The following is an 11,868-nucleotide window of genomic DNA, read 5'->3' on the forward strand; positions in this document are numbered from 1 at the left end:
GCCGCGGCATCCGGGAAGCCCGCCGCCGCGGCGGCCTGGCCGAGCTCCTCCTCGGCCTCGCCGAGTCGCGCCCGGGCCTGCGCGCAGGCCCGGGCGGCGGCGGAAGCGGCGGCCACCTCCTCGGCGAGCCGGGTGAGAGCCGCAGCCCGGTCGGCGACGGAGGACGCCTCGCCCCGGGCGGCCGCCACCTTGGCGGTCAGCTCCCGCTGCTCGGCGTCCAGCGCCTGCAGACGGTCGGTGAGGACGGCGGCGCGCTCCTTGGCCTCGTGCAGCTCGTCCAGGCGGCGGGCGCGGTCCTGGGCCAGCCGGTCGATCTCCTGCTCGACCCGGCCGAGCGTCTCCGCCTCGAGCAGCGCCTCGCGGTGCTCGCACTCCAGCCCGGCCAGGGACTGCGCGAGCACGTCCGTACCGTCCGGCCCGGCCGCCCCGGCGGCGGTCGCCTCGCGCACCCGCAGCGCGGTCAGGGCCTGGTCGGCCGCCGTCCAGGCCTGCTCGGCGGCGGCCTGGACCCGCCGGGACCGCTCCTCGTCCTCGGCGCTCACCCGGCTGCCGGCGGCGGCCTCGGCGGGCGCCGGGTGCTCGGGCGAGCCGCAGACCCGGCAGGCCTCGCCCACCCGCAGCTGCTCGGCCAGCTCGGCGGCCATCCCGGCCAGCCGGCGGTCCCGCAGGTCCAGGCTGTGCTCGCGGGCGTTCAGCGCGGCGGTGCGCAGCTCGACGACCCGGGGCTCGGCGTCCGTGATCTCGGCCCGCAGGCCGTCGCGCTCCCGGGCCGCGCCCAGTCGGCCGGCCAACTCGGTGCGCTGACCATCCAGTTGCTCGATCCGGGCACTCGCCGCCTGGGCCCGGGACTGCCGCTCCTCCAACCGGCCCAGCTCGCCGTCGAATTCGGCCAGCCAGTCCTCGGCCTCCTCGGCCAGCTCCTCGGCGGCGCTCCGCTCCTGAGCCAAGGCGCGCTGCTCACGGGCGAGTTCGGCGCAGCGCCGCTCCTCCGCCCGGGCCGCCTCCAGCCGGACCACCTCGGCCCGCAGCCGCAGCTCGGCCTCGGCCAACTCGGCGGCGCCGGCCTCGGCGTCGGTCGCGGCTTCGACTTCGGCCCCGATTCCGGCTCCGGCCAGCCTGCGGCCCTCGGGGCCGGAGCGGGCCAGCGACTCCCGGTGCCGCTGCTCCGCCTCCCGCGCGCGCCCGAGTGCCTCGGCCGCGCTGTCCCGCAGCCGCAGCGCTGGCTCCACCCCGACGGCCTCCTGCGCGGCCGCCAGCCGCTGCCGGTCCCGCGCCGCGGCGGGTTCGAACCCGGCCAGCCGCTCGGCCTCGACCAGTGCCTCCCGGTGCCGACGCTGCCGCCCGGCCAACTCCTCGGCGGCCTCCCGGCCGTGCTGGGCCGCCCGCTGCGCAGCCTCCGCGCCCGCGAGTGCGGCCTCGGCGACGGTGAGCCGCTCGGCCGCGCCGCTGCGCAGCACCGCCGCCCAGCCGAGCACCCCGGCGATCAGGCCGGCGTCGCCGTCCTCGGCCGGCACCCAGCCCTCGGCGGGCTCGGCGTCGGGCCCGGCCGCCTGCTCGGCCTTGCTGGCGAGGTCGCGCAGGCGGCGCCGACCGGCCTGGACGGCGGCCTCCTGGGCGCGCCGCTGATCGGCGAGCCAGGACTCGACCAGCCCGTACCGCTCGGTGTCGAACAGCCGTCGCAGCAGCTTGCCGCGCTCCTCCGAGTCGGCCTTGAGGAATCGGGCGAAGTCACCCTGCGGCAGCAGCACCACCTGGCAGAACTGCTCCCGGCTCATGCCGATCAGCCGGTGGATCTCCTCCCCGGCCTCCTGGTGCGACTTGCTGAGTGGCCGCCAGCCGGGCGCGCCGTCGCCCGCGTCGGCCGTCCACTCGCGCAGTAGGGTCTGCGGCCGCTCGACCGTGGTGCCGGTGCCGACCTTCTTCGGCCGGCGCTGCTCGGGCAGCCGGGTGATCTGCAGCCGCCGCCCGCCGAGCGTCAGCTCCAGCTGCACCTGGGTCAGCTGTTTCGGGTCGGCGTGGTCGCTGCGCAGCCGGTTGGCCCGGCGGGCGTTCGGCGTCTCGCCGTAGAGGGCGAAGCAGACCGCGTCCAGCACGCTGCTCTTGCCCGCGCCGGTCGCACCGCGCAGCAGGAACAGACCGCCGGCGGCGAGCGCGTCGAAGTCCACCGTCTCGCTGCCCGCGAACGGGCCGAAGGCGGTGACGGTGAGCCCGTGCAGCCTCATCGGGGCAGGTCCGCCTTCCGGTCGGTGGTCTGCCGGACGCGCTCGAAGCCCTCGCGCAGCCAGCAGAGCTCGTCCGGCTCCGGCTCGGTGCCGGGGCGGACGTGCCGCAGGAAGCCCTCGGCGATCTCCAGGTCGTCCCGGCCGCTGACCCTGGCCGCGTACGACTCGGACGGCCCGGCCTCGCTCTCCTCGGGGTCGAACAGCAGCTGGAGGGTGTTCGGGAAGCGGCGGCGCAGCTTCTCCATCGGCTCGCTCGGGCGGGCCGCGTCGGTGAGCGTGGCCTGCACCCAGGACCGCTCGTGCTCGGTGTACCTCTCGTCGGTGAGCAGCGCGTCGAGCGTGTCGCGCAGGGTGGCGAGCGGGCGGGGCTGCGGGCAGTCGATCCGCTCGGCGGCCACCGAGCCGTCGGCCGCGAGGTCGACCAGCCACATGGTCTTGCGCTGGCTCGCCTCGGAGAAGGAGTAGGCGAGCGGGGAGCCGCTGTAGCGCAGGTGCGGGGCGAGGGTCTGGCAGCCGTGCAGGTGGCCGAGCGCGGCGTAGTGCACCCCGTCGAACACCGAGGCCGGCACGGAGGCGACCCCGCCGACCGCGATGTCCCGCTCGCTGTCGCTCGGCGCGCCGCCGGTGACGAAGGCGTGGGCCAGCACCACGGCCCTGGTCCCCTCCGGGCGCGCCGCCAGATCGGCCCGGACCTGGTCCATCGCCGCGCCGAGCACCGCCGCATGCCCGCCCCTGGCCAGCCCGAACCGCTCGCGCACCAGCGTCGGCTCCAGGTACGGCAGCCCGTACACCGCCACCGGCCCGTGCTCGTCCGCCAGCAGTACGGGTTCGGCGCACTCGCCCGGATCGGTCCGCAGGTGGATCCCGGCCCGCCCGATCAGCCCGGCGCCGACCCCGAGGCGGCGGGCCGAGTCGTGGTTCCCGCTGATGAACACCGTCGGCACCCCGAGGCCCGCCAGCCGGTGCAGCACGTCGTCGAACAGCGCGACCGCCTCCAGGCCCGGCAGCGCCCGGTCGTACACGTCCCCGGCGACCAGCACGGCGTCGATGCCCTCGGACCGCACCACTGCCACCAGGTGGTCCAGGAAGGCGCGCTGGGCGTCGTGCAGGCTCTCCCGGTGGAACGAGCGCCCGAGATGCCAGTCGGAGGTATGCAGGAGTCGCATGGTCCCCGACCATAGCGCCCGGCACTGACAGTCCCGCCGGGCTCAGGTGTCACGGGCCCCTCAGGGCCGCTCGTCACCACCAACCGAGGCAGGTGGTCCCGCCGCCCGCGCCCGAGATCGAGCCGCAGACCCGGAACCTCCGGGAGTTCGGCGGGCTGGTGGGGTGGGCGGTCCGCGATCGCTGATGCGACCTGCCCACTGGCAGCGGTCCCAGGATCGAGTCGTTCGCGGTCGCAGGAGGGCGTGACTGATCGGCAATGGCCGAACTTCCGGCGCGAAATCGCCAGGACCGTTCGATGCGCGACCGTACTCCCGGACAACCCTGGCCTGTTCGATTACTCGGGGTCGATTGTCAGTGGCTCTGTGTATGTTCCGTGGCGTCGGCGACTCCGGGAGTCGGAGTGGCCGGTGCGGTCCGGCGCTGTCCGGTGCTGGCCGGTGCTGAGAGGGCGAGCGGGAGGAAACCCATGACTGTGCGGGAGCCGGTGTACGAGGTGTTGGGCACCGCGGTGGTGCGCGGCGGGCCGCCGCGGGGGCGGCGGGTGCTGGTGTTCGGCGGGCCGCGGCCCGGGGCCGGGGTCGGCGGGGTGCCGACCGGCGGTCCCGGTGGGTCGGCGCCGCCGGGAGGTGGGCGGCCGCCGGGCGGGCGGGCCGGTGGGGCCGGGGCCCGCGGGCGGCGTGGCGGCCGGGCCCGGGGTGCGCCGCCGCAGCCGGTGGCGGTCGCGCTGGCCGCGGAGGCCGCCGACTTCGCCGGGCTGGCGAAGTACGGGCTGTTCGGTGCGCTCGGGCACCAGGAGTACCTACGGCGGGCGGAGGAGCAGCTGAGGGGCCTGTACGGGCAGGGGCTGGAGGTGCACCTGCGCGTCCTGGAGGCGGGTGACTTCGAGGACTACTGCGCGGCGCTCGGGCTCGACCCCCGGGCGTCCGCCGCGCGGGTCGCGTACGCGGGCGATCCGGAGCTGGCCGGGGAGCCGTTCGTCTACGCGGGGGAGCGGTTGGCCGAGCTGCTGCCGGTGCTGATGGACGACCACCGGGCGCGGGTGCGGATGTCCGTCGCCTGCGCGGCGCTGCTGGACGCGGTCGGCGACGACCCGGCCGGGCAGCGGCGGATGGCGGCGGTGATGCGGTACGTGACCTCGGTCTACCTGGCGCTGGCCGAGGGCGCGGGGGAGGGCTGCCACCTGCTGACGCTGCGGTGCCACGGTCCGGAGGACGGTGAGGACCTCACCTCGGCGGTGGACGTCTGCGTGGAGGCGGGGCGCCTGCACCCCGCCGGACGGGACACGGAGGCCTTCTGCGTCACGCTCGCGGCGGGCGTGGCCTCGGGCGGCGAGGGGGCGCTGCTGCTGCACGGCGATCCGTCGAGCGGGCCTCCGGTCGACTCGCCGGCTGACTCGCCGGGCGACGCGCCGGGTGGGTCGGCGGCCGACCGGCCGTCCGGGCCACTGGTGCGTGGCTGGGCCCTCGCCGGTGGGCGGCTGCGGCCGATGACCGCCCACGAGGTGTTCGACGAGCTGGCCGACGACGCGGCGCGGGGGGTGCCCTTCCCGCCCGGGGTGGTCCCGCGGCCGGGGTTCCCGCTGCCGGGCTTCCCGGAGGCCGGGGGCGGGGGCGGGCCGCTGGGGTGATCAGCGCGTTCGCGGTCTCCGCATCCACCAAGCGGCGCTGGGGACTGTTCATCGACCGCCTGTTCGGGGAAGATCGGAGAAGATCAACAGCAGGAGCGCCCGGTACCCCACGCCGCCGCTCCGGCCGCTCCGCTCCGAACCGTGTTTCCGCAGGTCCGGCGAGCCCGACACCGAGAGGGGGGACGCACGGCATGGGCCGGATCGAGTTCACGGCGGAGGTCGCCGAGCTGCTCGGGAAGGTACGACGGCGTCCTTCGGCGGGCTGGCCGTGGCGTCCGGGCGAGCAGGTGCCGGACGGGTTGCCGGTGAAGCAGTCCTGGGGCTGGCTGTTCGCCCCGGACGGGCGGGTGCTGACCCTGGTGAACCCGCGGGACGGGATCTGTTCGCTGCCCGGCGGCTCGCTGGAGCCGGAGGACGACGGGGACCCGGCCGCGGCCCTGGCCCGGGAGGCGGGCGAGGAGGCCCAAGCCGTGATCGGTCGGCCGTACTACCTCGGCTACCTCTACGACCGGGTGGGTTCGGCGAACGGCGGACACGAGTGCGCGCGGGTCCGGATGGCGGCGGCACTGCGGGCAGTCGGTCCGAGTGCGGCCGACCCCGCGTCGGGTCGGCACTACCGGCGGCTGCTGGTCGCGCCGGGGCTCGCGGTCGAGCTGCTGGGCTGGGGCGCGCCCGGGCTGCGCCAGGCCCGGGCGGCGGTCGCCACGGCCGTCCAGTGGCTCGGGGTGCCAGCCGCCGCGAACGAGACGATCGAGGAGCTGCCGGTCGAGGGCTGCACGGTCTCCGGCGGGTCGGTGTACGCCGGGCGCGGCCGGTCGGCAGGAAGCTGACCGGGCCCCGGGCGGGGAGCTGAGCCGAGCCTTCGACGGGGAACCGGCCCGGGCCCTCGGGTGGCGAGCTGAACCAGCCTCTCGGGTGGGGCGCTGAACCAGCCCTTCGGGTGGAGCGACGAACTGACGCGGCGGCAGCCGTGCGCTGACCGGCTGTTGACGCTGAGCTGACTTCCCCCCGATTTTCTCATCTACACGCGATGACCGACGCGCGTCGACGTACACCGGCGCCCACCAGCGTGAACTCACGCTCCGTCTGGGGCGGTTCACTTGTGCGCTATCAGACTCACCGTCAATGTCCTTGGCATGAGCGCTTCCGCGTTTGGCTACCGCCTGGTATCCCTTCCTGTGACCCACGTCATACCAGGAGGTGCCATGCTCCGCCCTGCTCGTGCTCTGTCCGTTGCCGCGATAGCGGCTCTCCTCTCCATGGCGACGCTCTTCGCCGCGTCATCGGCCAACGCGGCCGGCGTGAACTATGTCGCCCTCGGGGACTCCTACTCCGCCGGTGTCGGTGCCGGCAGCTACCTGGGGGACAGCGGTAGCTGCAAGCGCAGCGCCAACGCCTACGCGTACCTGTGGAAGAACGCGCACAAGCCGTCCTCCTTCAGCTTCGTGGCCTGCTCCGGTGCGAGAACCGGCGACGTGCTCAACAGTCAGATCTCCGCCCTGAGTTCCGGCACCACGCTGGTCAGCCTCTCGGTCGGCGGCAATGACGCGGGCTTCGCCGACACCATGGAGACCTGTGTGCTGGGAAGCGACAGCGACTGCCTGAACGCCGTGAACACGGCCAAGGGCTACGCCCTCAACACCCTGCCCGGCCAGCTGGACCGGGTGTACTCCGCGATCCACGCCAAGGCGCCGAACGCCCACGTCGTGGTGATGGGCTACCCGCACCTGTACAAGGTGGGCGGTTCCTGCGTCTTCGGCATCGGTGACACCAAGCGCGCCGCCATCAACGGCGCCGCCGACACCTTGGACGGCGTCATCGCCAAGCGGGTCGCCAACGCGGGCTTCACCTTCGGTGACGTCCGGAGCGTCTTCACCGACCACGAGATCTGCGGCTCGCTGAGCACCTGGCTGCACAGCACCACCCTCCCGATCGACGAGAGCTACCACCCGAACTCGGCCGGCCAGGCCAGCGGCTATCTCCCGGTCTTCGGTCGCTCCTGAGGTCAACGCGGTGACGCTCCACCAGGTAACCATCCGTGTAGGACAGTTCATCTCCGCACGGTCGGACTGGCCGTCAACATCCTTGGCCTGAAAGCTTACGCGGCTGGCTACTGCTTGGTATCCATTCTGTGACCCACGTCATACCAGGAGGTGCAATGCTCCGCCCTGCTCGTGCTCTGTCCGTCTCTGCGATAGCCGCTCTCCTCACGCTGACGACGCTCTTCACGGCGTCCTCCGCCAACGCGGCCGGTGTCAACTACGTGGCGCTCGGGGACTCCTACTCAGCCGGCGTCGGTGCCGGCAGCTACCTGAGCGACAGCGGTAGCTGCAAGCGCAGCACCAACGCCTACGCCTACCTCTGGACGAACGCGAACGCGCCGTCCTCCTTCTCCTTCGTCGCCTGTTCGGGCGCGAGAACCGGTGACATCCTCAACAGCCAGATCTCGGCCCTGGACTCCAGCACCACGCTGGTGAGCCTCACGGTCGGCGGCAACGACGCCGGGTTCTCCAGCACCATGCAGACCTGTGTGCTGGGAAGCGACGGCGACTGCCTCAACGCCGTCAGCACCGCCGAGAACTACGCCCTCAACACCCTGCCCGGCCAGCTGGACCAGGTGTACTCCGCGATCCAGGCCAAGGCGCCGAACGCCCACGTCGTAGTGATGGGCTACCCGCACCTGTACCAGATCGACGGTTCCTGCATCTTCGGCATCAGTGACACCAAGCGCGCCGCCATCAACGAGGCCGCGGACACGCTGGACGGCGTCATCGCCAAGCAGGTCGCCAACGCGGGCTTCACCTTCGGTGACGTGCGCGACATCTTCTCCGGGCACGAGATCTGCGGGTCTCTGGACACCTGGCTGCACAGCACCACCCTGCCGATCGACGAGAGCTACCACCCGAACTCGGACGGCCAGGCCAACGGCTACCTGCCGGTCTTCAGCCAGTCCTGAGGCCCCGGCTCCAGCGCGCCGTCAGGTGCGTGACGCGACGGCGGTGCCGCCGTCCCCTCCCACGGCTCGGGAGAGGGCGGCGGCACCGCCGTTTCAGCCGCCGGACGGGGCGGGCCGGACCGGCGGCAAGGGGATTCCGGCAAGGGTCCGCAGCAGTTCGGCCTCCTCGCAGTCGAGGTGAGCCTCCAACTCGGCCGACATCCGGTCCAGTTCGGCCCGGAGCCGCTCGGGTTCGGCGACCGCGATCCCGGCCAGCAGCGTCACCAGCTCCTGCTTGATCCGCCCGATCGCCCGGTGCTGCTCGCCGAGTCGCTCCAGCACCCCGGCCAGCTCCGGGTGGCTGCGGGCGAGCGCCGGGAAGATTGCGGCGTCCTCGCCGGTGTGGCGGTGCGTCAGCCCCTGGCAGAACGCCAGGCAGTGCTGTCGCAGCTGCAGACCGATCCCGGCCGGACGGCCGGGGGAGTGGGTCTGCGCCTCCTGTCGGATGTGACGCAGCTGCGCTCGCAACCAGGTGTGCGCCTCCAGCAGTTTGTCGGCGAGGCTGTTCACCTCGCGGGGTGTGTCGACCGGCGCCTCCGGTCGCTCCAGAGCGATCACCGGCAACTCTCGCGCGGTGTGCGCCTGGTAGTCGCCGTACCCGGGTGCCTTCCGGACGACGGCGGCGAACAGCCGCTCCCGGCGGGCGCCTTGGGCGGGTGCGGCGATCGCCTCGAAGGCCTCGGTGCCGAGCTCGACCCGGACCACCGGGTGAGCCAGCAGGTTGCGGTACCACTGAGGGTGTTCCGGTGCCCCGGCCGCGGAGGCGACCACCAGCACCAGGCCCTCGGACCGGACGTACCCGAGCGGGACGGTGTGCGGGCGTCCGGTGCGGGCCCCCGTGGTGGTCAGCAGAAGCAGATCGCCGCCCTCGAACGGGCCGCCGACCCGGCCGCCGTTGGCGCGGAACTCGTCGATGACATTCAGATTGAAGGAATTGACCGACGTGGAGGATGAATTGGGCATATGTGTGTGGTGAAGTCTCCGGAGAACGCGGGGAAGTCGCGGCCACACGCGGTACCAGCGAAAACGGGCGGACACCGCGGTGGCCGCCAAGGTCAGATCAGGGCAGCGGAGAAAGTACTCATCGCGCATCGTCCCCCTGTGCATAGGGTGCTGGCTCGGCTGCCGACCGGCCCACCGCTCTGTGGCCGACTCCGCGCTGCACGCCCCCATTAGAGCCGCGCCGCGGACGCCCTGTCAACGAACAAGATCACCGTCCGAAGGGGCGGATGACGGCGAACGGATGACAGCTGACAGATTTCAGATGATGAAATTCGTCATCCGTCATGCGTCATCTGTCGGTCAGTCGGCCGGACGCTGTGTCAGTGCAGGGGGTCCACCAGCCCCGCCGGCTTGACTCCGGCGGCGTCGGCGGCGGCGAGGGCGCGCGGCAGATCGGTGGCGAGGGTGTCGGTCCAGTGCATCAGCACCACGTCGCCCGGCGGCAGCAGGCCCGGGTGCCGGATGTTGGAGATGCCCCAGCTGAAGTCGGCGTTCGCCGGGGTGACGGTGAGCGCCGAACTGCCCGAGTGCGCGGTGGCAGCGAACGGCCGGTGAACCGTACCGCCAAGGACGCTGTGCCATGGAGGACGAGACGTCACGTCAGCGATCTCGCAGCATCCATAGTTCAGGAGAGGTACAACTCCTCGATGTCCTCCGCGTAGTACTCCGCGATCGCCGCCCGCCGCAGCTTGAGCGAGGGCGTCAGCAACCCCTGCTCCTGGCTGAACTCCCGTGGCAGCAGCCGGAACGCGCGGATCGACTCGGCCCGTGACACGGCCGCGTTCGCCGCCGCCACCGCGCGCTGGATCTCGACGTGCAGCTGATCGTCCGCGAGCACCGCCCACGGGTCCAGCTGCTCCCGCCCGCGGGTCTTCAACCAGTGCGCCAGCGCGGCCGGGTCGAGCGTGATCAGTGCGGTCACGTACGGGCGGTCGTCTCCCACCACCAGGCACTGGGAGACCAACGGATGCGCCTCTACCCGCTCCTCCAGCGCCACCGGGGCGAGGTTCTTGCCGCTGCTGGTGACGATCAGGTCCTTCTTGCGGCCGGTGATGGTGAGGTAGCCGTCCTCGTCCAGCCGACCCAGGTCGCCGGTGGCGAACCAGCCGTCGACCAGTGATTCCGCCGTGCACTGCGGGTGGTTGAGGTAGCCGCCGAAGACCGAGTCGCCGCGCACCCACACCTCGCCGTCGTCGGCGATCGCCACCGACGCGCCCGGCACGGGCTGCCCGACCGTGCCGAGCTTCTGCCGTCCGGCCGGGTTGGCGGTGATCGCGGCGGTGGTCTCGGTCAGCCCGTAGCCCTCGTACAGCTGGAGCCCGACGCCGGTGAAGAACAGCCCCAACTCGCGTCGCAGCGAGGATCCGCCGCACATCACGCTGCGCACCCGGCCGCCGAGCACGGCGCGCAGCTTGGGGTAGACGGTCCGCTCGTAGGCGAGGTGGCGCAGCCGCAGTGCCGCGCCCGGGCTGGGGCCGCGGCCGAAGGCCTTCTGCTCCCGGGCGGCTGCCCAGTCGACCGCCACCTGCCGGGCCTGCTCGAAGAGTTCGCCGCGTCCGGCCTCCTCGGCGGCGCGCCTGGCCTGCTGGAAGATCTTCTCGAAGACGTACGGCACGACGTGCAGGAAGGTGGGCCGGAAGGTCTCCAGTGCGGGTAGTAGCGCGTCGGTGGAGACCTCGGGGATGTGGCCGATCCGGAAGCCGCCGCGGACCGCCGCGATCTGCACGGCCCGCCCGTAGACGTGCGCGAGCGGCAGGAACAGCAGGGTGGCGGGCTGACCGCCGCCGGTGTCGCGGAAGACCTCGCCCCAGCCGTCGAGCAGCGCGTCGGCCTCGGCGGCCAGGTTGCCGTGGGTGATCAGGCAGCCCTTGGGGCGGCCGGTGGTGCCCGAGGTGTAGACGACGGTGGCGATGTTGGCGGCCGCGACGCCGAGCCGCTGGCGGTGCACCAGCGCGTCGGGCACGTCCCGGCCGTCCTCGGTGATCGCGGCGACGCAGTCGCGGTCCAGCTGCCAGATGCCGGTCAGGTCGGGCAGGGCATCGCAGACCGCGCCGACGGTCATCGCCGCGTCCTCGTCCTCGACCAGACAGGCCACTGCCTGGGTCTCGGCGAGGATCCAGCGCACCTGTTCGGGCGCGGCGGTGGGGTAGACCGGGACGGTGATCGCACCGATCGACCAGAGTGCGTAGTCGAACAGCGTCCACTCGTAGCAGGTGCGGGACATCAGGGCGACCCGGTCGCCGTAGCGCACGCCGCGGGTCAGCAGGCCCTTGGCGAGGGCGAGCACCTGGTCGCGGAACTCGCGGGCGGTGACGTCCTGCCACCGCCCGTCGCCGGTCCGCCGGGACAGCTGGACCAGCTCGGGAGTACGTTCGGCGGTGTCGTACAGGGAGTCGGCGAGTCCTCCGGTGGCCTCGCGCCCGGGCGGGGCGGGGGTGGTGAACTCGCGCACAGTCCTCCCCAGTTCGCGTCTCGCGGCGCTGTCTGCCGGTCCCGGCGGACGGGCGTCGGGGTGGCGGCGCCCGGTCGCGCGGGTGGAGCGAAACTATCGGATCGTCCTGTCACTGCCCAGGGTTGTGACGGTGACCCGACGAGATCGGCACGGGTCCGCTTGGATGGTGACTCGATTGGGGAGGCGAAGGGGAGGAGTTGAGGAGTTGGTGCGCGCGCCGCGTGACCTGGGCATTCGGGTCGCCGGTGGACGATCCGGGCGTGATCCGGGCCGGTTCCGGTCATCGGGCGGGGGCGAAGCGGCCGTGATTGCGGGCGGTTCCTGACGTGTCCTGGGCAAGGTGGGGGGTGGAGTGGTTCGACCCTCGAACGTGCGGTCACGGCGTAGTAGAGTCTCGCAGACC

Annotated in this window: 9 protein-coding genes; 4 read left to right on the forward strand and 5 right to left on the reverse strand. The window is 73.1% G+C overall.

The genetic code is table 11. From position 1 onward, the window contains the following. Together ACWC9T_RS23475 and ACWC9T_RS23480 are read right to left on the reverse strand one after the other, a co-directional pair. Window positions 1-2,222 (reverse strand): AAA family ATPase (locus ACWC9T_RS23475; RefSeq protein WP_449823006.1); only part of this gene is annotated, 2,222 nt, incomplete at its 3' end. Beyond that, entirely contained in the window at window positions 2,219-3,388 is a 1,170-nt protein-coding gene (locus tag ACWC9T_RS23480; protein ID WP_449823007.1) for an exonuclease SbcCD subunit D, read from the reverse strand. The genes ACWC9T_RS23480 and ACWC9T_RS23475, both read right to left, overlap by 4 nt. A gap of 467 nt (window positions 3,389-3,855) precedes the next feature. Between ACWC9T_RS23480 and ACWC9T_RS23485 the strand changes: the two genes are divergently transcribed. The 4 genes from ACWC9T_RS23485 (at window position 3,856) to ACWC9T_RS23500 (ending at window position 7,972) form a co-directional block, all read left to right on the forward strand. Then, complete coding sequence (locus ACWC9T_RS23485; RefSeq protein WP_449823008.1) at window positions 3,856-5,016, forward strand: hypothetical protein; 1,161 nt, start codon at window positions 3,856-3,858, stop codon at window positions 5,014-5,016. Between the two features lie 191 nt (window positions 5,017-5,207). Next, window positions 5,208-5,846, forward strand: a complete 639-nt coding sequence (locus tag ACWC9T_RS23490; RefSeq protein ID WP_449823009.1) for a hypothetical protein — start codon at window positions 5,208-5,210, stop codon at window positions 5,844-5,846. A gap of 375 nt (window positions 5,847-6,221) precedes the next feature. Further along, window positions 6,222-7,019: an SGNH/GDSL hydrolase family protein gene (locus ACWC9T_RS23495; RefSeq protein ID WP_449823010.1), complete on the forward strand. Its 798-nt coding sequence runs from the start codon at window positions 6,222-6,224 to the stop codon at window positions 7,017-7,019. Between the two features lie 155 nt (window positions 7,020-7,174). After that, a complete protein-coding gene (locus ACWC9T_RS23500) occupies window positions 7,175-7,972 on the forward strand; it encodes an SGNH/GDSL hydrolase family protein (protein ID WP_449823011.1) in 798 nt (265 codons plus the stop codon). A 93-nt stretch (window positions 7,973-8,065) separates the two neighbouring features. On the opposite strand, the gene ACWC9T_RS23505 is transcribed toward ACWC9T_RS23500, so the two are convergent. The 3 genes from ACWC9T_RS23505 to ACWC9T_RS23515 form a co-directional block, all read right to left on the reverse strand. After that, a complete protein-coding gene (locus ACWC9T_RS23505; protein ID WP_449823012.1) occupies window positions 8,066-8,974 on the reverse strand; it encodes a nitroreductase/quinone reductase family protein in 909 nt (302 codons plus the stop codon). 359 nt (window positions 8,975-9,333) lie between these two features. Then, window positions 9,334-9,612: a hypothetical protein gene (locus ACWC9T_RS23510; RefSeq protein ID WP_449823013.1), complete on the reverse strand. Its 279-nt coding sequence runs from the start codon at window positions 9,610-9,612 to the stop codon at window positions 9,334-9,336. A gap of 26 nt (window positions 9,613-9,638) precedes the next feature. Beyond that, window positions 9,639-11,465 carry an AMP-dependent synthetase/ligase gene (locus ACWC9T_RS23515; protein WP_449823014.1) on the reverse strand — a complete coding sequence of 609 codons (1,827 nt, stop codon included), beginning with the start codon at window positions 11,463-11,465 and terminating at the stop codon, window positions 9,639-9,641. Between the last annotated feature and the right edge of the window lie 403 nt (window positions 11,466-11,868).

It is taken from the genome of Kitasatospora sp. NPDC001159, assembly GCF_053598235.1.

Excerpts from the sequence above, each read along its gene's own strand:
- ACWC9T_RS23480 (WP_449823007.1), bottom strand. The coding sequence starts at position 3,388 with ATGCGACTCCTGCATACCTCCGACTGGCATCTCGGGCGCTCGTTCCAC.
- ACWC9T_RS23485 (WP_449823008.1), top strand. The coding sequence starts at position 3,856 with ATGACTGTGCGGGAGCCGGTGTACGAGGTGTTGGGCACCGCGGTGGTG.
- ACWC9T_RS23490 (WP_449823009.1), top strand. The coding sequence starts at position 5,208 with ATGGGCCGGATCGAGTTCACGGCGGAGGTCGCCGAGCTGCTCGGGAAG.
- ACWC9T_RS23495 (WP_449823010.1), top strand. The coding sequence starts at position 6,222 with ATGCTCCGCCCTGCTCGTGCTCTGTCCGTTGCCGCGATAGCGGCTCTC.
- ACWC9T_RS23500 (WP_449823011.1), top strand. The coding sequence starts at position 7,175 with ATGCTCCGCCCTGCTCGTGCTCTGTCCGTCTCTGCGATAGCCGCTCTC.
- ACWC9T_RS23505 (WP_449823012.1), bottom strand. The coding sequence starts at position 8,974 with ATGCCCAATTCATCCTCCACGTCGGTCAATTCCTTCAATCTGAATGTC.